Source organism: Streptomyces sp. NPDC054956 (assembly GCF_053609185.1).
This window is the reverse complement of the sequence record NZ_JBSGXB010000128.1, coordinates 1-19,874: the sequence shown is the minus strand read 5'-3', so window position 1 is coordinate 19,874 and position 19,874 is coordinate 1. Positions and strand designations below refer to the sequence as shown.

16 protein-coding genes are annotated in these 19,874 nt (G+C 70.0%); 3 read left to right on the top strand and 13 right to left on the bottom strand.

The window, feature by feature from the left end; all coding sequences use genetic code 11:
- Positions 1 to 781: 781 nt before the first annotated feature.
- The 5 genes from ACWGDE_RS20785 to ACWGDE_RS20765 form a co-directional block, all read right to left on the bottom strand.
- Positions 782 to 1,090 carry a hypothetical protein gene (locus tag ACWGDE_RS20785; RefSeq protein ID WP_453390472.1) on the bottom strand — a complete coding sequence of 103 codons (309 nt, stop codon included), beginning with the start codon at positions 1,088 to 1,090 and terminating at the stop codon, positions 782 to 784.
- A complete protein-coding gene (locus ACWGDE_RS20780; RefSeq protein WP_453390471.1) occupies positions 1,087 to 6,483 on the bottom strand; it encodes a DUF6531 domain-containing protein in 5,397 nt (1,798 codons plus the stop codon). Before ACWGDE_RS20780 ends, ACWGDE_RS20785 begins: the two co-directional genes overlap by 4 nt.
- A 410-nt stretch (positions 6,484 to 6,893) precedes the next feature.
- Positions 6,894 to 7,238, bottom strand: coding sequence for a hypothetical protein (locus tag ACWGDE_RS20775; RefSeq protein ID WP_453390470.1), 345 nt, complete (start codon positions 7,236 to 7,238; stop codon positions 6,894 to 6,896).
- Positions 7,235 to 7,930, bottom strand: coding sequence for a GntR family transcriptional regulator (locus ACWGDE_RS20770; RefSeq protein ID WP_453390473.1), 696 nt, complete (start codon positions 7,928 to 7,930; stop codon positions 7,235 to 7,237). Before ACWGDE_RS20770 ends, ACWGDE_RS20775 begins: the two co-directional genes overlap by 4 nt.
- Positions 7,927 to 8,205: a hypothetical protein gene (locus ACWGDE_RS20765; protein WP_453390469.1), complete on the bottom strand. Its 279-nt coding sequence runs from the start codon at positions 8,203 to 8,205 to the stop codon at positions 7,927 to 7,929. The genes ACWGDE_RS20770 and ACWGDE_RS20765 overlap by 4 nt, the downstream gene beginning before the upstream one ends.
- A gap of 78 nt (positions 8,206 to 8,283) precedes the next feature.
- On the opposite strand from ACWGDE_RS20765, the gene ACWGDE_RS20760 reads away from it, so the two are divergent.
- On the top strand, positions 8,284 to 9,039 hold the full coding sequence (locus tag ACWGDE_RS20760) for a GntR family transcriptional regulator (RefSeq protein WP_453390468.1): 756 nt from the start codon (positions 8,284 to 8,286) through the stop codon (positions 9,037 to 9,039).
- Between the two features lie 52 nt (positions 9,040 to 9,091).
- Complete coding sequence (locus tag ACWGDE_RS20755) at positions 9,092 to 9,361, top strand: hypothetical protein (protein WP_453390467.1); 270 nt, start codon at positions 9,092 to 9,094, stop codon at positions 9,359 to 9,361.
- A 768-nt stretch (positions 9,362 to 10,129) separates the two neighbouring features.
- Here the strand turns inward: ACWGDE_RS20755 and ACWGDE_RS20750 are convergent.
- From ACWGDE_RS20750 to ACWGDE_RS20740, 3 genes are all read right to left on the bottom strand, one after another.
- On the bottom strand, positions 10,130 to 10,324 hold the full coding sequence (locus ACWGDE_RS20750; protein ID WP_112446551.1) for a hypothetical protein: 195 nt from the start codon (positions 10,322 to 10,324) through the stop codon (positions 10,130 to 10,132).
- A 130-nt stretch (positions 10,325 to 10,454) separates the two neighbouring features.
- Positions 10,455 to 10,910 carry an HD domain-containing protein gene (locus ACWGDE_RS20745; protein WP_453390466.1) on the bottom strand — a complete coding sequence of 152 codons (456 nt, stop codon included), beginning with the start codon at positions 10,908 to 10,910 and terminating at the stop codon, positions 10,455 to 10,457.
- Positions 10,907 to 12,304 (bottom strand): pyridoxal phosphate-dependent decarboxylase family protein, encoded by a 1,398-nt coding sequence (locus ACWGDE_RS20740; RefSeq protein ID WP_453390465.1) that lies wholly within the window; start codon positions 12,302 to 12,304, stop codon positions 10,907 to 10,909. The genes ACWGDE_RS20745 and ACWGDE_RS20740 overlap by 4 nt, the downstream gene beginning before the upstream one ends.
- Before the next feature lie 385 nt (positions 12,305 to 12,689).
- On the opposite strand from ACWGDE_RS20740, the gene ACWGDE_RS20735 reads away from it, so the two are divergent.
- A complete protein-coding gene (locus tag ACWGDE_RS20735) occupies positions 12,690 to 13,280 on the top strand; it encodes a DUF4232 domain-containing protein (protein WP_453390464.1) in 591 nt (196 codons plus the stop codon).
- Positions 13,281 to 13,622: 342 nt separating this feature from the next.
- Here ACWGDE_RS20735 and ACWGDE_RS20730 read toward each other — a convergent pair whose 3' ends face one another.
- From ACWGDE_RS20730 to ACWGDE_RS20710, 5 genes are all read right to left on the bottom strand, one after another.
- Positions 13,623 to 16,052: an ABC transporter permease gene (locus tag ACWGDE_RS20730; RefSeq protein WP_453390463.1), complete on the bottom strand. Its 2,430-nt coding sequence runs from the start codon at positions 16,050 to 16,052 to the stop codon at positions 13,623 to 13,625.
- A complete protein-coding gene (locus ACWGDE_RS20725) occupies positions 16,052 to 16,918 on the bottom strand; it encodes an ABC transporter ATP-binding protein (RefSeq protein ID WP_453390462.1) in 867 nt (288 codons plus the stop codon). Before ACWGDE_RS20725 ends, ACWGDE_RS20730 begins: the two co-directional genes overlap by 1 nt.
- A 331-nt stretch (positions 16,919 to 17,249) precedes the next feature.
- Positions 17,250 to 18,053, bottom strand: coding sequence for a sirohydrochlorin chelatase (locus ACWGDE_RS20720; RefSeq protein ID WP_453390461.1), 804 nt, complete (start codon positions 18,051 to 18,053; stop codon positions 17,250 to 17,252).
- A gap of 4 nt (positions 18,054 to 18,057) precedes the next feature.
- Positions 18,058 to 18,954: an ABC transporter permease gene (locus ACWGDE_RS20715; RefSeq protein WP_453390460.1), complete on the bottom strand. Its 897-nt coding sequence runs from the start codon at positions 18,952 to 18,954 to the stop codon at positions 18,058 to 18,060.
- Positions 18,941 to 19,735: an ABC transporter ATP-binding protein gene (locus ACWGDE_RS20710; protein WP_453390459.1), complete on the bottom strand. Its 795-nt coding sequence runs from the start codon at positions 19,733 to 19,735 to the stop codon at positions 18,941 to 18,943. Before ACWGDE_RS20710 ends, ACWGDE_RS20715 begins: the two co-directional genes overlap by 14 nt.
- Between the last annotated feature and the right edge of the window lie 139 nt (positions 19,736 to 19,874).

Sequence of the window (19,874 nt, the reverse complement as noted above, 5' to 3'; positions counted from 1 at the left end):
GACCCAGGCAAGCCATAGCAGACCAGGCTTCTGGGGCCCAGGTCGTTCGTCCAGCAGGGCGCTCCACCTGGGCCCCAGAAACCTGCCCCGCTATCACTCTGTGTGGGTCGACGGCAGACGGGATGACAGCAGGTCGGCTGTGGCTGGCGCTGGTGGAGACTTACAGCGGAAAACTGGAGGCGCTCGGGTCAGCACCTTTGCTCATCACGGCTCACGTGGTGCCACGCCCCTCAACCGGGAAGGCCACCCGAAGCAGGGAGCTGAAGTCCCACCCGCAGTCTGTGAGATCCACATCTCGCATGGATCTCAGCACGCAAACCCAAGCGCGGGTCGGAGTTCAAGTTTGAGGATCCCGCCACTTGGCCCGCCCCGGCGATCACCACAGTGACCGACACCACGCACTATGGGTGCGCCGAGGCTCCGGCCCGCAACCTGCTCCACCCTCTGCTGGTCCGTCGCCCGGCCTGGTCCGACGACCAGAAAGCCAACTGCCCGTCATCGAAGGCGCAGTTACCCGTCTCCAGGTTGAGCGCCTGCGCTTGGACTGCAACTCCCGGCCGATCCGGCTTTGGCGGCCCGGCACCAATGCAACGGCTGGGGATGTCGACCGTCTCTGGCAGGCGTCTGGGCGCAGGTTCGATCTCGAATACGCCTTCAGTAGACCGTAACGGCCCGCCAGAACCGACGGGCCGTTACGAAAGATGAAGGCTAGATCTTTACCCACGGATAAAAATCAATGAGCCGTTTCTAACCTCTCTCCTTACTGTCGCACCAGAGGTGCTTACGCTTCCCAGAGTGCATCCATTCGGAGCTTCCACTCCCGGTTCCTTCGTCGATTTGATTCCTGGTCTCCGCGCCAGAAATGGAAGTCGCTGAGGTTCCTGCCGGGACGATAGAACGATTCCAAGACATCATGGATCGCCGTCAGTGCACGCTGCGGGTCATCCTGATGCGATTCGGCAGCTTCCAGGAGCTCGCGAAAATTAGAATGCCAGATCCGCGCCTGCCCGTCTTCCTCGTTTTCGAGTTCGCGCACGACCCATCGAAGGTCCTGAACGGCCTGCCCGTATTTTGTTGCGATTTCCGTCACCTTAGTTGCGCCTTCGCTACGAATTCGACGCCGTCGATAAGCCAGGGTTCAGGGATGAAGTACTGGTATCCGCCCCCCGAATACATGCCACCCTGGGTTGCCACTGGGCCGCCGTAGACCGTCGTCCCAGCGGGGATCTTGACAGTGTAGACAGCGTCGATGACTGACGTGCCGGTGATACGACCCGCGCCATCCTGCCAGATATGCTTAACGGCTGAATCGACACGAACTTCCATCTCACCTGCCGGGGGGTTACGAGTGAACCACTGCCCAAGATGACTGCCGCTGCTATCGCCACCCCGATAGAAGATCGTATCTTCCGGGAGCGTGTACGCATTGTACTGGCCGCTACGGAAGTTTGCGGCAGGATTGTTGCGCATTTGAGCCAGCGGTCCCGGGTTGGTGACCATGTTGTATGTGTATCCGACCATCGTGTGGACTTGTGCCGATGGCTGGAGGAGCCCGCGGAGCTTCTGCCAACCAGCTCCTATGAGGGAACCACCAGATCCTGCAGCGGCGCCCAGGAGGAGGTCTCCGGGTGTGGTGGGTAGGCACTGGGCGGTGTTGACGGCCCAGGTATAGGCGGCGCCGACACCTGCGTTGGTCAGCGCTTCCCCTGCGAAGGCACGACCGCCGGTGAGGCCGAGGCTGGTGGCGACCGTGGCGCCGGCGGGGGCGAGGAAGGCTGCGCCGGCTCCGATGGCGGCGCCTGTGCCGGTGGCTACGGCGAAGTCGCGCCAGTTGAAGTCGCCTTGGTGGGTGAGGGTGTAGATGCCGGCGCCGAAGGCGGCTCCGATTCCCGCGCCGATGCACATGGGGCAGGCGCCGGAGGGGTCGGAGAGGTTGAGGGGGTCGTTGTTGGCGTAGTTGTAGGCGGAGCTGTTGGGGCTGCCGATGGGCGCGGGGACGGGGTCGGTGGAGGTGAATCGGCCCTGAGTGGGGTCGTACGAGCGGGCACGGAGCTGGAGGCGGTCAGGGAGGGTCTGGTCTTTGTATTGGCCCGTGTAGCCGAAGGGGCTGCTCTGGCCGCCGGTGATGGTGGAGGTGCCGGTGCTCTGGCCCCAGGGGTCGTAGGTGTAGCGGTAGTTGTCGGTGCCAGCGGCGTCATAGACGGTACTGACGGACTTCTGCCGGTCTTGTGTGAAGTAGTAGGTGCCCGCGGTGCGGTTCATGGAGCGGGCCGTGCCGTCGGGGTCGTACTGGTAGTCGGCGAGGAGGGTGCCTGCCGCGCTGGTGTCAGTGGCCAGTTGCGGCAGGGGGTTGTTGATGTCCCAGCGGGAGGTGCTGGCCAGGGTGCCGTTTTTGCTGGTGGTGGTGCGGTTGCCGTCGGAGTCGTAGCCGAAGGCATAGGTGTCGGCAGCGATCTTCGCGGTCTTGATCCGGCCGACGGGATCGTAGGTGTAGGTCTCGTTGCCGTCGCCGGTCTGGTTGCCGTCCTCGTCGTAGGCGAACGGCGTCGTGGTGGTGCCGGTGGTGGCCGCGGTGAGCCGGTCAGCGGCATCGTAGGTACGGGTAGTGGTACTCGCGGGCGACTTGGTGGTGGCGAGATTGCCGACCGGGTCGTAGGCGTAGGAGGTGCCGTCGGTGCCGGTCAGGCACGAGGTGGCGGATGTGTCGGTGCAGGTGCGGGCGAGGCGTCCGGTGTTGTCGTAGGAGTAGCGGGTGGGTGTGCCCGTTGTGGGGGTGTCGCTGGTGAGGCGGTTGTTCTCGTCGTAGCCGAAAGCGCGGGCCCCTGCGGGGGTGGTCAGGGTCGCGAGGCGGCCCGCCTGGTCGTAGGTGCGGGTTTCGCTGCGGGCGGTGGTGGTGGGCAGGGTGACGGAGGTCGGGTTGCCGGCGGGGTCGTAGCCGTAGCTGGTCTTCTTTCCGTCGACGATCTGTTCCGTGATCCGGTTGTTGTTGTCGTAGGTGTAGTCGGTGCGACGGCCGTCGGGGTAGCTCCGGGATTTGAGAGTGGCGTCGTTGTACCAGCTGTAGGTGAAGGGGTTTGCGGCGCCGGGTGAGGTGATGCTCGTGACGCGGTTCGCCTTGTCGTATGCGGCGGTGCGGGTCCCTGTGGCGTCGGTGACGGTGCTGATGCGGCTGGCGTCGTCGTAGGTGTAGGTGACGGTCGGGGTGCCGTCGGAGTAGGTGACCTGGGTGGGCAGGCTTAGGGCGTCGATCGTTGTGGTGATCTTCTGCCCGCGCGCGTTGGTCACCTGCGTACGGTGGCCCTCGGCGTCGTAGCCGTAGGAGACTGTCTTGCCCAGCGGGTTCTTCACCGACGTCACCCGGCCCTCGGCGTCATAACCGTAGGTGGTGACGTGCTTGTTGGCGTTAGTGATCGTCTCCAGTTGTCCGGCCGTGTTGTAGCCGGTGAGGGTGGCGCCGCCGTCGGGGTTGGTGACCTCAGTCTGGCGGTTGAGTTCGTCGTAGCCGAAGAGGGTCTGCTGGCCCCGGGCGTCCTTAGCGAAGGCGATGTTGCCCACCGGGTCGTACCCGGTCGTGGAGGACTGCCCCAGCGGATCGGTTACCGACGTCGGTCGCCCAGCGAGGTCGTAGCCGTAACTCCACGTGTACTTCGCCGGATCCGCACCCGCCGTATTGCCGCGCGGGTCGACCATGCTGCTGCGGCGGCTGTCGTCGTCGTAGCCATAGGTGGTGCGTTCCCCCTGGGGGGAAAGCGTAGAGGTGAGGTTGCCGTCGGCGTCGTAGCCGTAGGTGGTGGCAGCGCGGTAGGCGGTCGTGGAGGTGGCCAGGCGGCCTGCACTGTCGTAGGCAAGCGTGGTGCCGTAGCCGAGCCCGTCATAGGTGCGCAGGACACGGCCGCTACCGTCGTACTCGACCTTGCGGGTGAGGCCCAGCGGGTTGGTTGTGGTCAGCGGGCGGTTGTCCGCGTTCCAGGTGAACGCGGTGGTCTTGCCCTTGGGGTCGGTGACCGTCTTGCGGTTGCCGACCTTGTCGTACCCGTACTTCCACGTGTAGTCGGCCTTGGTCGCGCCCGTGGCGTTGCCGCGCGCGGTGACCATCTCGATCTGACGGCTGGCCTTGTCGTAGGCGTAGGTCGTCTTCGCGCCGGTGCGGTCGGTGACCGAGGTGACCTGGCCCATCGCGTCGTACTCAGTCGCAGTGGTCTTGCCCGCCGGATCGGTGACCCTAATCGGCCGGCCCGCGTTGTCGTACTCGTAAAAGGTCACCCGCGCCTTGGCGTCGGTGACCTTCTTCAGGTTCCCGGCCAGGTCGTATTCGTACGCGGTCTTGTTGCCGCGCGCGTCGGTGACGCTCTGGACCCGGTCGGCCGGATCGTAGGTGAAGGTGGTGGTGTACTTGGCCGGATCCGCGCCGGCCGTATTGCCGCGGGCCTCGATGACCGTCTTCACCTGCCCCGACGGGTAGTAGGTGTACGTCGACTTCCCGCCCGTGGCAGTGGTCACCGACTCCATGTTCCCGGCGGCGCCGTAGGTGTACCTGGTCGCCTTGCCCCGCGCGGAGGTCGCCGTCTCACGCAGCCCCGCTGGGGTGTAGGTGTAGGTCTGGGTGTTTCCGAGAGGGTCCTTCACCGAGGTGAGGCGGTTGCGGGCGTCGTAACCGAAAGCGGTGGTGTTGTAGGTTCCGTCGGTACGTCGGGAGATGTTCCCGGCGGAGTCGTACGACCAGGACTCCGAACTCTCCAGGCCAGCCGACTCGGTCATCCGCCCGGCGGTGTCATAACTCCACGACCGGAAGCGCCCCTCGGCGTCAAAGGTGTTGATCCTGTTGAAGTTGCTGTCGTATCCGTAGCGGGTCAGGTTCCCGAACGGATCAAGCTGCTTGACCAGGACGTTCCCGCCGTAGAGATCGGTCCACACGGCCCCGTCGGGAGTGATGGTGTCGGTCTGCTTGTATGCGCCCGCTTCCGTGTACTTGAACTGGGTCACCTTGCCCAGGGCATCGGTCTGCGAAGCCATGCGGCCATCCGCGCCGTACACATTCACGACACGGGTGCGGCCCAGAGCGTCGGTGACCTTGTCGAGGCGCCCGGACGCGTCGTACCCGTAGGCCTCCACCCCGCCGTCGAGAGCGGTCACACCGGTCAGCAGTGAACCGGTGTAGCTGTAGTCGACATGCCGACCATCCTCAAGGGTGATCCGCGACAGGAGCGGACCGGTGTAGCTCAGGATCGCGGTGCGGCCGGCGGCGTCCTTGATTGCCGTGGGCTGTGTGCCGGTGTAGACAACGGTCAGCCCTTGGTCGGAGCGGTCCTTGATCGACGTAAGGCGCCCCGCACTGTCATAGCCGAGTGAGCGCTGGTCAGGGGTGGTCAATCTGTAGCCGGAGCCGTCAACGGCAAGCTTGGACCGCGCCCAACCGGGGGCCGTGAAGCTATTCCCGGTCTTCGTGTAGGGATGCTGCGACCCTCCCTCGGCGTGCAGGACGACGTCGCCGCCGCTCTTGATCTCCAGCCGGGACTCCCAGGGGAGGACCCAGCCCTTACCGAGATACCCGGCCGTATCGATGTCCGAGGAATAGGTCCGCTTGGCTGAGAATGGGATTCCAGACCCGGGGACTGTCACATCGGTGAAGCACTCACTGAAAGCGCCCGTCGCCGTGTTGACCGGGTCCGCACGCAAACCCTCGGTCCGGGGACTTCCACTGACGTCATTACACCCACCCCGCACCGACGTTCCAGGACGCGACGGGACCACCTGGAAACCGACGCTCCTAAGAAACTGCACGGTGCGCTCGGGAGCCCGCGTGGATCCCTCGATCTCGATGACCGGCGTGACATAGAGCCGCAGGTTTGGATTGCCCTGGCACCTCACGTCCGGCACGACAAACTTCGCCGCGACTCGTACGGGCTTCTGGTCAGAAGATCCGTACACCGTGAGAACTTGCTTGAAATCGTATTCCGTACCGATGTCACCGAAACTGACAGTAGAGCACGGGTTCATACCCCAGGTAATCTTGGCTGTCCGCGCTCCGGAAGAAGCGCCACCCGAAGCGTAAAGCCAGTCGATATCGACGGCAACAGTAATAGTTTCACCGGGAACGACAGCGCCAGAATTGCTTTGCGGGCGGATGGGCGAATTTATTGTCTCATTCCAGGAAATGATGTTCCCGGCACTGTCGTAGCCGTGCCTACGGGAAGGGTTACCGATTTCATCGCCCGCCCCGGCCTGCACTTTCGCGGACTGACGCGACGGGGAACCCGCCGGCGCGGCCCCAGCGGCCTGCCCTTTGACTGCGGGCGGCTCCACCGCACCCATCTGACCTTCAGTATTGCCAGATGCAGTTTGTTTGCGCCGCTCCTTCAGCGACATCGGCTCCTGATGCGCAGCCGGCTCCGGGCCGATACCCGACCCTCTGTCCTGCGACTGGCGCACTTGGAGTGCAGCCAGCCATCCGCCACCGGCCAAGACGGCCAGCACCACAGCCATGACGAGCAGGCGGGTGCGAAACCTCACGGCAGTAAACACTGCCACCCCCACAGAATATGAAAGCGCCCAGCTCGGTCGTGCGGGCGCCACGGCAGGGGCAAGTCTTGACCGCCACAACAGCAAGATCAAGAGCGCCTGTGGCCGTAAGCGTAATTTATGGCGATGTAAACGTGGATTATTAACGGAACTTGGCCGCCTTAAGGGATATAGATTCAGCCAAAGGTTGAGAAATGGCCATTCACGAACATGCGCTATCGGCCAGAGTCCAGTTAAGCGCCAAGCTAAGTGGTTTACAGGCAATTACTGCCGGGGAGGCACCGGTGCTCCGAGAGTCGTTTGCCAGTCCCCATCGAAAGCAGCGAAGCCCCAGACAACACTTAAGGCTTCGCTGCCGTTGATGCGCGGTGCTGCTAGACGAAGGAGGCTGGCCAGCAAGGTCCGCCAGTACGTTCTCCTGGGGTGGAGGCAACTGGTATCGGTAGGCGATGGCCGCGGCTGGTTGCTACGCGGACTGCGTCTCGGAGGGCGCCCGTCAGGTCCGTTGCCAGGAGGCGGAGTTCGTCCGAGTCGGCTTCCGGGTCGGCGAGGAATTCGAGGGCGTGGTCCAAGAGCTCGGAGCCCAGGCCGAGCTGCAATGCCTCGGCGTTGTCTGCGAGGCGGGATAGGTAGCCGGCGTTGTCGTCGGCGCTCAGGAAGCAGGGTTTGCCTTCCGGGCCTGACCACGGCAGGAGTCGCAGTTCGTTGTGGGGTGTCATGTCGTCGGCCTCCTGGGTGCGGTCGTGGGGTGGGTGGTGAAGACGGCTTCCGCGCGGTCGCCAGGGAGCACCAGGAGGGCCGCCTCGACCACGCGACCGGTGGTGTCGGATGCCACGCGGGTGATCGAGAGGACGGCCAGGGTCGCGCTGATGCGGAGGGTCGTCGCTTCGTCCGGGGTGGGGAGGCGGGTGCTGACTGTTTCCTGGACTTCGGCCAGTGGTGGGCGCAGTTCTGCCAGGCGTGTGGCTAACAGTCCGGCTGGGATGCCTGTCGGCGCCAGGTCGCGGGGCATGTAGATGCGGGCCAGGCTGTGCGGCGACTTCCCCTCGTGGGTGATGCAGAAGAACTCCGTCAGGGGGCTGCGGGGCGTGACCTTGAGGAGGGCGGTCAGGTAGCCGTGTGCTTGGAGGCGGGTCGTGCGGACCGTGGCGTGGAGGGGTTCGTCCGGCTGGACGCTCGGCGTGGATCCGCCGCCGGTGTACGTGATTCTGCGGAGCGGGTGGCGGACGAAGTTGCCGTTGCCGTGGATCTTCTCCACGAGGCCTTCGCCCTGGAGGAGCGCGAGGGCGTTTCGGAGTGTGGGCGTGCTGACCTTGTAGCGGGCCGCTAGTTGGGCCTCGGAGGGGAGACGTTCGCCGGGCTTGAGGTGACCTTGGGAGTCGCACGGTTCAACACGCTGATCAACTCCTATCGCTGATGGCCAGGTCCCCGGACGTCGCCCGTCGCGGGGACCGCTTTGCGTACGGCGGCCCAGAGGGTGCGGCCGGTCAAGCTGCTGGCGAGGAGGCCGAATCGGTCGGCCTCCGCTACTACCTCCAGGACCTCCCGCCACGAATCGGCGGGCAGCGCTTCCGGTACCTCCGCTTCGATCGACGTGTATCGGGCGTGCTGCCCCACTCGTGTGATCAGTCCCAAGGCGGACAGTCGGGCGGCGATGCCCTCGGCCCTTGTTTCCGAAGCGGGCACCGAGGGCCTCCGTCGCCGAGTGAACACGTTGAGTGAAGCTAGTTAACTAGATTAGAGCTAGTGGACTAGATTTTCTACATGCCTGAGCAGCCGCCTTATCTCCGCATCGCCGACGTACTGCGGCAGCGGATCGCGGAGCACGAGTGGACACCTGGCGACCGGCTCCCCTCACGGACCCAGATCGCTGAAGAGTGCGGCGTCGGCGAGAACGTCGTCCGCCGGGCGCAGGAGCTGTTGATCTCCCAGGGTGTGCTGGAGGGCCGAGCGGGCTCGGGTACGTACGTCGCGCAGCCTCGGCAGCGCGTGCGGGTCGTTCGGTCGTCGGCGCGTGAGCAGCCGGGTGGTTCGCCGTTCCGTGCAGACATGCAGGCCTTGGGCAGGCAGGGGAACTGGGAGAGTCGGACCGAGGCGAAGGTTCCCGCGCCGGCCGAGATCGCCGCGCGTCTCGGTATCGGTGCTGGGGAGCTGTGCGTGCGCACGGTGTACGAGTTCCTTGCCGATGGCCGGCCGGTGCAGCTGTCGACGAGTTGGGAGCCGTACGAGCTCACCGCCGGCACGCTCGTTGTACTGCCTGAGGGTGGGCCGCACGCCGGTGTTGGCGTCGTGAACCGTATGGCCGAGATCGGGATCACGGTCAGCCACGCCGTGGAGCAGCCGGAGCCGCGGCAGGCGACAGCCGAGGAGGCATCACTCCTCGGGATCCAGAAGGCCGCTCTGGTCACGCACATCCGGCGGACGTACTACAGCGACGAGGGACAGCCCGTCGAGACGGCGGACATCGTCGTCCCGTCCGCGCTCTGCGAGATCGTCTACGAGATTCCTGTCAGTCGCTAGCCGCGCCCGGCGCCACCCTGACCGCCTGGCCGACGCAAGAAGGGGTACCGCTGTGGACGCGGAGCGCAAGGCTCGCATAGCCGACCTGGCCGTGACGGCGCGGCCCGTGTGGGCGGAGAACCACGACGGCGGGGCTCTACAGAAGTTCTTGAAGGAGATCGGCTGTGACGGTGTGGACGCGGTCATGGTGACCATGCAGGTGGTCGGATGCGATCTCAGCGTGGCGCAGAGGATGTTCATCACCGCGCCCTGTCGGGCCGCGGAGCTTGCCTTCCACAATGCGTTCATGGAAGGCCTTGAGCGCCTTCAGGGCGACGTCTGAGCCCGCGGACCGGACTCCTGCGACGGGCGCCTATCGGGCCGCCGTATGCCGAGGCAGGTCACCAGTGCGCCGCCGTCTTCCGTGAGGAAGAACTTAAAGTTCCACGACCCATCGGAGGCTCTGACTAGTCCGTTGAGGATCGGCTGGGCGCGGTCACTGAGGAGTTGCACCGCTCGCTCCACCCCCAGGGTTTCCATGCCCCTCCTCTGCATGCTCCGAAATCGGTTCGTCAGGACTTGGGCATGGACTTCCGAGGACACAATCCAGTCCTCTTGAACGAAGTATTCGCCGCCGCCAGCGAGTGCCGCCAGAGCAGCCTTGGATGCCGCGTCGTCACCGGCCAGCAGTCTCATCAACTCATGTCGTTCCATAGCCCCTCCCTGGCTGGCATCCTGCGATGCGGCAGGGATGTGCCGCAACCGCGTATACCGCTCGCCCCGGCTCTCCCCCAGGGCTCAGCGGGCCGTGTCCCCCGCGTGCCCGAACCGGAGGGCTTCTGCGGGGAGCCACGGGGAATGCCGGGGAGGCGGGTGGGGGCGCGCAGGTCAGGGGCTTGGCAGGTCAGCGGGCAAGTGCGTACGCGATCTTCCAAACTAGCTACGCGGGTTCGATTCCCGTCACCCGCTCCGAAGCACAAAGGGCCAGGTCAGAGGATGTTTCCTCGACCTGGCCCTTCGTCGTTCCCGGGGCTTCGACCGCACAGTGGCCGAGGCCGGTCCGGCGGGGCGGGGGCGGCGATCGGGTGATCGCCGCTGCCGCTGCCGGCCGTCAGAGTTTGATGCCGGCGATCGTGTCCGCGAGGGAGTTCAGGAAGCGGTTGACGTCCGGGGCGATGGAGCTGGACGCGAGGAAGAAGCCGAAGAGGACCGCGACGACCGCGGGGCCGGCCTTGAGGTGGTTACCGCGGACGAGCACCACGAGGATGATCGCCAACAGAACCACTACTGACAGCGAAATGGCCACTTCTGATCACACCTTCGGTCGTCCCCTGGTCGGCCCGGGGCACGGCCGTGCGTACCCCCACATGGTCCATCCTCCCACCAACAGGCCCCGGCTATCCGCCCCGTGACGAATCGGAAGTGGCGCGTTTGCGTCAGGGCGCGGCGATGCCGAGGAGCGAGCGGACATAGGCGTACTTCGCGGACAGCCGCTCCCGGGTGGGTGCGTCGAGGACCGCGAGGCGGACCGGGTCCGCGTTGTGTGCGAGGTCCGCTTCCTTGACCAGGCGGGCGCCCGGGGTGGCGAGGATGCGGGCCGCGTACTCCTCGACCGGTTCCCCGGGGCGTTTGGTGAGCGCCAGGACCATGGCCTTGACCGGCGGGGGCAGGGCGGCGGCTTCCAGCCAGGCGGGGCTCAGCGCGTCGTCCTCGATGGAGTCGTGGAGCCAGGCCGCCGCCTGCTGTTCGGCGGTGCCGCCGCGGGCGCGGACGCCCTCGGCCACGGCCGCGAGGTGCTCCGCGTACGGCCGGCCGGCCTTGTCGGTCTGGCCCTCGTGCGCGGCGCGGGCCAGGGCCTCGACCTCGATGAGCGTCAGGGGTTGTGGTGTCATCCGAGCTCCTTCGCCGCCGTACTCAGCGCCTGTGCGACCCGGCGCACATCCGCTTGCGTGGTGCGCCAGTTGGAGAACGCGGCGCGCAGGGCGGGGGTTCCCGCGTACGTCGTGGGGGTGACGAAGACTTCGGCGCCGACCGCTTCACGCAGGCCCTCGATCCGGGCCGCGGTGGGCTCCGCGGCGAGGGTGAAGCAGACGACGTTCAGGCGGACCGGGGCGAGGACCGTGAAGGCCGGGTCCTCGGCGAGGGCCGCGCCCAGGGCGCGGGCGCAGGCGATGTCGCGTTCGACGATCTCGCGGTGGCCCTCGCGGCCGTACGCGCGGAGCGTGAACCAGGCGGCCAGCGCGCGCAGCCGGTGGGAGTTCTCCGGGGTGAGGTGGACCAGGTCGGGGTGGTCGCCGAGGGGGCCGAGGTAGGCGGCGGCGTTCTGGAAGACGCGGGCCTGCAGGTCGCGGCGGCGGGTGAACTGGACGGCGCTGTCGTAGGGGACGTTGAGCCACTTGTGGAGGTCGACGCAGACGGAGTCGGAGGCGTCGAGCCCGGCGGTGAGGTGGGCGTGGTCCGGGGAGAGCGCGGCGAACGCGCCGAACGCGGCGTCCGTGTGCAGCCAGAAGTCGTGGCGTTCGCGCAGGGCGGCGATGGCGCGGAGGTCGTCGAAGTCCACGGTGTTGACGGTGCCGGCGTTGGCGACGACGACGGCGGGGCGGCCGGGCGCGTCGGCGAGCGCGCGTTCCAGGGCGGCGGGGTCGACGGCCTCGCGGCCGGGCAGGGTCGGTACGGGGACCAGGGCGTTGCGGCCGAGACCGAGGACCGAGAGGGCCTTGGCGATGGAGGAGTGCGGGGCGCCGGAGAGGACCCGTACGGGGCCGAGCGCGCCCGCGCCGTCCTCGGCCGGGGAGACGCCGAGGCGTTCGCCGAGCCATTCGCGGGCGATGGCCAGGCCGGTGGTGTTGGACATCGTGGCACCGCTGACGAAGGTGCCGGTGTGGGCGTCGGAGAGGTGGAAGAGGTCGCGGAGCCAGCCGACGGTCTCGCGCTCGAGGTCCTGACCGCCGCCGTCCATCGCGGAGTTGGAGTTCTGGTCGTGGGCCGCGGTGAGCCAGTCGCCGGCCAGGGCGGCGGGGGTGGCTCCGCCGGTGACGAAGCCGAGGTAGCGGGGGCCGGCGGAGGCGGACAGGCGCGGGGCCCAGCGCTCGGCGAAGGCGGCGAGGGCGGCTTCGGTGCCCGTGCCGCGCTCGGGGAGGGGTTCGGGCCGCTGCGGCCGGTCCGGCGTGGGCGGCGGTACGACGGGACGCGCGTCCAGGGTCGCGAGGGCCTCGGCGGCTGCGTCGCGGGCGGCGTCGAGGAGTTCGGGTAGGCGGGCGAGGTCGGCGGCGAGCGTGCGGTCCATGGGGGCACGGTAGGCGCCGATGGGGCGGGGCGGACGGGCCAATTGGATTCGGGTGGCCTTGGGGGCGGGCGGAGTGGTGCCGCGCCTGGGCCTGGGCCGAGTGGTCCCGGCCCCGGCGGACCCGTTGGTCCCGGCTCGGGTGGCCTCCGGGTCCTGGCCGGACCGGCTGGTCGGGGCCGGGTGGTCGGGGCCGGGTGGCCTCCTGTCCAGCGGGTCGGTCTTTCGGCGCGGTCGGCCTTCGGCCCCGGCGGACCGGCCGGTGGATCGGGGGCCGGTGCGGTTCGGGTTGATTCGTCGATCGGGCCTGGGGTGTCCGGGGCGCCGGTAGACCCTCGGTTCCCGCCGTCGCGAGCCGGGGGCCGGGAGGCGGTCGTAGGGTCGGAGGATGAGCGCGAAGCGGTGGGGGCGGGTAGTGGCCGGGGTGGGCGTGCTGATGGGGATGGTCGTGGGGTGCGAGGCACCGCCCGCGCCCGCACCGGCGCCGGGGCCGACTTCGTCGGTCGGGGCGCGGTCGACGAAGGTTCCGCGCGCCGAAGCGTGTCCCGAGGGCGGGATGAAGCTCGTCGAAGGGGACGCCAACGGGGCGATGGGCCTGCGCGTGGATTCGGTGCAGTTGCTCAACTGCGGGGACCAGCCGTACGAGTTGGAGGGGTACCCGGAGATCGTGCTGCTGGACAAGGCGAACGTCCCGGTGGACGTGGCCGTCGGCCACGGCGCGGCCGGGATCACGTCGAGTCCGACGGGGGCGGACGCGCCGCCGGAGAAGGTGACGGTCCTGCCGGGGCGGGCCGCCGTGACGTATCTGGTGTGGCGGAACCTGGTGACGGAGTCGAACGTGCCGGCGGTGGACGGGTGGGTGCTCGTGGTCACGCCCCGGCCGGGCGCGGCGCGGCTGGAGCTGCGGCTGACGCAGCCGGTGGATCTGGGGAACACCGGGAAGCTCGGGGTCGGGGCGTGGAGGGAGGTCAGGCGGTGAGGGTGCCGGCGCCTCCCTCCTTCTGACCCCGTCGACCGGCCTGGCCAACTCAGTTGGGTGATAGGGGCGTTGCGCGGGGGCATGGATGGGCCGCTGCGCGGGGCCTGCCCCTCCCCGCCCTTCCACCGTTCCCCGGGCCGGCCCGGACCCGGTCCTCAAACGCCGGACGGGCTGGAGGAGGCCCCGGGCTCCGCACCGGACCCCGCACCTCGCACTCTCCCGGCTACCGCCGGGAAGCGCCGCCGGGGGGGACTGGATCTGCGCGGCGGCGCCGGGGCTGCCCGGTGGGAGGTTGGCCCGGCGGGGGCGGGGTGACCGTTCGGGCGGGGGTGGGGTGGTGGGTCAGGAGTGGGGGCGGCGGAGGGTGGCGTGGGCCGGGAGGGAGGTGGCTGCCAGGGTCAGGGTCACCGCGGCGGCCACGAAGGAGACGTAGACGACGGGTGGGATGTACGGCGCGCTGCCCGTTACCGACTGCGTCAGGGGGATCAGCGTCGTCAGGGCGATGGCCGAGCCGAGGACGATGCCGATGCCGCTGACCAGGAGGGCCTCCCAGCGGAGCATCCGCAGCACCTGGCGGCGGGTGGAGCCGACCAGGCGCAGCATGCCCAGTTCGCGGCGGCGGTCGAGGACGGTCATCACCAGGGTGTTGGCGGCGGCGACGGCCGCGAAGCCGCCGAGGACGGCCGCCATGGTGGTGTTGGCCCAGGCGTTGACCTCGCGGTCCAGGCTCCGCGCGGAGGTCCAGTCGGACGCGGACTGCGCCGGGCCGAAGTCGGCGGCGGAGCCCGCGGGGAGCGGACCGCGGACCAGGAGTTCCGTGGGGCGGCCGGCGGTGGTGTGGCCGGCCAGGTCGGCGGCGGGGAGGGTGACCTCGCCCAGGCCGAGGCCGCGGGAGTAGACGGCCACGATCTCCGGGTCGGCCCGGGTGCCGTCCGGCAGGTACAGCTCGATGCGGTCGCCGACGGCGGCGCGATCGGCCTCGGCCAGGGTCCGGTCGACGGCGACCGTGCCGGGGGCCAGCCGGGCGAGGTCCCCGGAGAGCACGCCCAGGTCCTCGACGGTGGTGATGTCCCCGGTGACCCCCTGGACGGAGGCGTTGTGGATCAGGCGCTCGGGTCCGGAGCCGACGACCGCGAGGACGGAGGTGCGGGTGAGCGCGACCGCCCCGGCCGCGACCGCCCGGTCCGTGTCGCGCGGGTCGGTGATGACGTGGTCGGCGATCAGTCCGGCCTCCTGCTGCCGGCTCACGGCCCGGTCCTGGCTGCTGTGGAGGAAGACCAGGGTGGAGGAGAAGGCCATGGCGAGCACGATCGGGGTGATCGCGGAGGCGAGGCGGCGGGCGTTGGTACGGGAGTTGGCGGCGGCCAGCGAGCCGGCGGCGCCGGCGGCGCGCAGGGGCAGCCCGAAGAGGGCGGCGCCGGCGCGGGCGATCAGCGGACCGAGCAGGGCGACGGCCAGCATGAACAGCATGACGACGCCGAGCGCGGCGTTGGCGGCGTCGGGCCCGCTGCTGGTGGCGGCGAGGCCCGCGCAGGCGGTGCCGCCGGCCACGGCGGCGAGGCCCAGCGGGGTACGGATCCACCCGGGCCGCAGGCGTTCCACGGCGGCCGCGGCGAGGGCCTGCCCGGGCCGGATGCGGGCGGGGCGGCGGGCGGCGGCCCAGCCGGCGAACAGGGCGGTGAGGAGTCCGGTGCCGACGGCGGCGGCCAGGGGGATCCAGCCGATGGTCAGGTCGGCGGCGGCCGGAACGGCGCCCTTCTCCTTGAGCTGTCCGAACCACCAGGAGGCGAGCGCGATGCCGGGTACGAGTCCCAGCGCGCCCGCGGCCGGCGCGACGAGCAGGGCTTCGGTGGCGACCGTACGGCGGATCTGGCGCGGGGTGGCTCCGACGGCGCGCAGCAGGGCGAACTCGCGGGAGCGCTGGCCGACGGAGAGCGCGACGGTGCCCGCGGCCGTGAAGACGGCGACGAGGGCCGCGATGCCGCCGAAGGAGCCGCCGATGCCGGTCAGCAGCTCCTTGGCGCCCGCGAGCTGCGGGTCCAGGGCGCGGCCGTCGCCGGTCAGGACCTCGGCGCGGCCGTCCACGGCGGCCCGGACCCGTTCGGCGTCGGCCCCGAAGACCGCGATGGCGTCGAGCGCGTCGGGGTGTCCGGACAGGGTGCGCGCCTCGGCGTCGGAGAACCAGGCGCCGGGGCGGTCGGTGCGGCCGACGACCTGGAACTCCCGCCGGCCGGCGGGGGTGTCGAGGGTGATCCGGCCGGGGCCGTCGGCGCCGCCGAGGACGACCTCGCCCGGGGCCGCCGGGGCTCGGCCCGCGCGCAGTTCCGCGGGGCTGAAGGCGGTGGAGCCCCAGCCGTACGCGTCGAAGGTGCGGCCGGCCGGGGCGCCGGCCGCGGCTCCCCCTCCGGCGCCGGCGCCGGCGCCGGCCGCGTCCCGTACGGGGAACGTCAGGTCGGGCACGGCCCGCCCCAGCGGGGCCAGCCGGTCCAGGAGCCCGGCGTCCACCCGGGCGTGCTCGGGGACCTGCGCGGAGACCTCGTAGGCCCCCTCGCCGCTGCCCACCCGCAGGGTGACCTTCTGGTCGGCGGCGACCAGGACGGGGGCCGAGGCGTAGCGGGTCGGCGGGGTGCTCGCCCGTACGCCGGTTTCGAGCAGGATTCCGCAGGCACAGACGATGGCGACGGTCATCAGGACGGCGATGAAGGTGCCGGCGAACGCGGCGGGACGGAAGCGGAGCGCGGCGCGGGCCAGGCCGTTGGGGCGCGAGAGCATCAGGCGGCCGCTCCCGCGTAGGCCGGTGCGGGGGCGGTGAGGGCGGTCATCCGGGCGGCGATGGTGGCGGTGGAGCTGCGCGGGAGCCGGTCGGCGATGAGGCCGTCGGCGAGGAAGAGCACCTGGTCGGCGTGGGCGGCGGCGGCCGGGTCGTGGGTGACCATGACGACGGTGGCGCCGAGGGAGTCGACGGCGTCGCGGAGCAGGCCGAGCACCTCGGCGGCGGTGGTGGTGTCGAGGGCGCCGGTGGGCTCGTCGGCGAAGACCACGTCCGGCCGGGTGACCAGGGCCCGGGCGATGGCGACGCGCTGCTGCTGGCCGCCGGAGAGCTCGGCGGGGCGGCGCCGGCCCTTGCCCTCCAGGCCGACGCGGGCGAGCAGATCGGCGGCGCGCTCCCGGTCCTGGCGGCCGCCGGCGAGGCGCATCGGGAGCAGGACGTTCTGCTCGACGGTGAGGGAGGGCAGGAGGTTGAAGGCCTGGAAGACGAAGCCCAGGCGGCTGCGGCGGAGTTCGGTGAGCTGGTTCTCGTTCATGCCGGTGATCTCGGTGCCGCCGAGGCGGACGGAGCCCTCGGTGGGCAGGTCGAGCCCGGCGGCGCACTGCAGGAAGGTGGACTTGCCGGAGCCGGAGGGGCCCATCACGGCGGTGAACGTGCCGCGGGGGAGGGCGAGGTCTATGCCGCGCAGGGCGTGGACGGTGGCCTGGCCGCGGCCGTACTGGCGGCGGATGCCGCGCAGTTCCACGGCGGGGGCGGGGGCGGTGGCGGTGTCGTCGTAGGACGGCTCGGACCACCATCCGTCCCGGCCGACGTGGCCGGCCTGGCCCGACTGCTGATCGGCCTGTCGATTGCGTCGCCGCAGCCCCATGGTGTGTCGCCTTCCGTGCCGGTCGACCACCCCGTGGTGATCGTGTCTCCGACGCTACGGAGGGCGGGTGGCCTGCGGCCATGACGGAGGCTGGCGGATCGGGGGTAGGGGTAACCCGACCCTGCGGGACCTGTCCCCTACCCACCCTTCCACCGTTCCCCGGGCTCCGCCCGGACCCGGTCCTCAAACGCCGGACGGGCTGAAGGGGGTCCCGGGCTCCGCCCGGACCCCTGGGGCTCCGCCCGGACCCCTGGGGCTCCGCGCGGGGTCCGGGGGCCGGGACCCGGTTTCGGGAAGGGGCGGGGTGGGGGGAAAGAGCCCCGCGCAGCGGTTACGCCGTCAGGGCCGGGATGCGGGACTGGCGGACGGCGGCCGCGTCGTAGCGGCGCAGCAGCAGGCGGGCCAGTTCCGGGGAGGGGCCCAGGACGGCGGACACCACGTCCGCCCCGGCGGCCGCCGCACCCGCGGCGATGCGGTCCGGCAGCCGCCCGGGGGCGATGACGTACGGGGCCACGGCGATCCGGCGGACGCCCTCCGCACGCAGGGCCCGTACGGCATCTTCCGTACGGGGGAGAACAGCGGAGGCGAACGCAGGCCGCACGGCGCACCAACCGGTGAGCCGCCACTCCCGCGCGGTTTCAGCGATCACTGCGATCGCCTCCGGGTCCGAGGAACCGGCGGACGCGAGCACCACACCGGTGGTGGCGCGGTCCGCCGGGGTGAGGCCGGCCTCCCACAGGCGGCGTTCGAGGTTCGCCAGCAGCAGGGGGGACGGGCCCAGGACGTCCGCCGTCCGGACCGAGAGGTCCGAAAGGTGGGACGAGGCTCCGGCGAGGACCGCCGGGATGTCGGACTTCGCGTGGAACGCCCGCGTCAGGAGCAGCGGGAGGGCCACGATCTCGCGTACGCCCGCCAGGTAGAGGGAGGCCACGGACTGGTCGACGGTCGGGCCGTCGAAGTCCAGGAAGGCCGTCTCCACGCGCAGCCCCGGCCGCAGCGCCCGTACCCGCCGGGTGAGGGCGTGCACGGTCGCCGCGTGCCGCGGGTCGCGGCTGCCGTGGGCGATGACCAGCAGGGCGGGCCCGCCGGCCCCGGTGAGGGGGCCGGCCGGGCGGGCGTCGTGGGCGGTGAACACGGGACTACTTGACCAGCAGGCCGCGGGTGCGCAGCACCCACCGCTCGATCGGGCTGAAGATCAGCAGGTCGATGGCGATGCCGACGACCAGGATCAGGATGATCGCGAGGAACACGCCCGGCAGGTCGATGTTGTTGCGGCCGTTCTCCAGGAGCTGGCCGAGGCCGAGGCCCAGGTCGGGGGAGCTGGCGATGATCTCGGCGGCCATCAGGGAGCGCCAGGAGAAGGCCCAGCCCTGCTTGAGGCCCGCCAGGTAGCCGGGCAGCGCGGCCGGCATGACCACGTGCCGGGCGCCGCTCAGGCCGGTGGCGCCCAGGGTGCGGCCGGCCCGCAGGAACAGCGGCGGGATCTGGTCGATGCCGGAGACGAGGCCGTTGGCGATGGACGGGACGGCGCCGAGCAGGATGACGGTGTACATCATCGCGTCGTTGAGTCCGAACCAGAGCACCGCCGGCGGCACCCAGGCGACCGAGGGCAGCGACTGCAGACCCTGGAGGATCGGGCCGATCGCGGCGCGGACGAACTTCACCCGGGCGACCAGCAGTCCGAGCGGGGTGCCGATGGCCAGGGCCAGCAGGAAGCCGAGCAGACCGCGCGAGACGCTGGTCCAGATGACCTCCAGCAGCGTGCCCTTGAGCCACATCGCGGACAGGCTGTCCCAGACCGCGGACAGGGCGGGGAGCTTCGTCTCCTCGGTGACCTTCAGCGAGACCAGGACCTGCCAGACCAGCAGGACCAGGCCGACGGCCAGGAACGGCGGGAGGACCTTCTTGACGAGGACCTCGCGGACCGGGGTGCGGTGGGTCTGGACGGCGTCGAGCGCGTCGAGGCCCGCCTCCAGTCCGGCGAGATCGTCGGTGCTGGTGGCCTTGCCCGAGGGCTTGATGTCAGTGCTGGCCATGGCGGCGGATCTCCCCACGCAGGTGTTCAGTGATCTCAAGGGACAGTTCCGCGACGTCCGCGTCCTCGATGCGGCGCGGCTGCGGGATGTCCACGGTCCATTCCTTCGCGACCCGGCCGGGGCGGGAGGAGAGGAGGACCACGCGCTCGGCGAGCCGTACGGCCTCGCGGACGTTGTGCGTGACGAACAGGACGGAGAGGTTGGTCTCCTCCCAGATCCGGGTGAGCTCGCCGTGCAGGACGTCCCGGGTGATGGCGTCGAGCGCCGCGAACGGCTCGTCCATCAGCAGGAGCTGGCTGTCCTGGGCGAGCGCCCGGGCCAGGGCCACGCGCTGGCGCATGCCGCCGGACAGCTCGTGGACCCGCTTGCCGTAGGCGCCGCCGAGCCGGACCAGCTCGAGCAGCCGCTCGGCCTCCGGCTTGCGCTCGGCCTTGGCCACCCCGCGCAGGCGCAGGGCGAGTTCGATGTTCTTGCCCGCGGTGAGCCACGGGAAGAGGGCGTGCTCCTGGAACATCAGCGCCGGACGACCGCCGGGGGTCTCGATGGATCCCGCGGACGGCTTGTCCAGACCCGCCACCAGGTTCAGCAGGGTGGACTTTCCACACCCCGAGGCACCCAGGATGGTGACGAACTCGCCGGGGGCGACATCGAGGCTGATGTCGTCCAGGACGAGCTGCGATCCGGCCGGGCCGGAGAAGGACTTCGAGACGTGCTGGATGCGGGCGGCGTGCGTCTGCTCCGCAACGGTGCCCTCGGCAGCCTTGGCAAGCGTGGTGGCCATGGTCGTCACCTCCTGGGAGATCGGGACGGGGAACGTCGGGTGGTTACTTGGCGCCGAGGCCGGCGTCGGAGACCTCGGGCTTGCCGGCGGCCTTGAGGACCTTGTTCAGGAGCGTCAGGTCGTAGATGCCGGCGAGGTC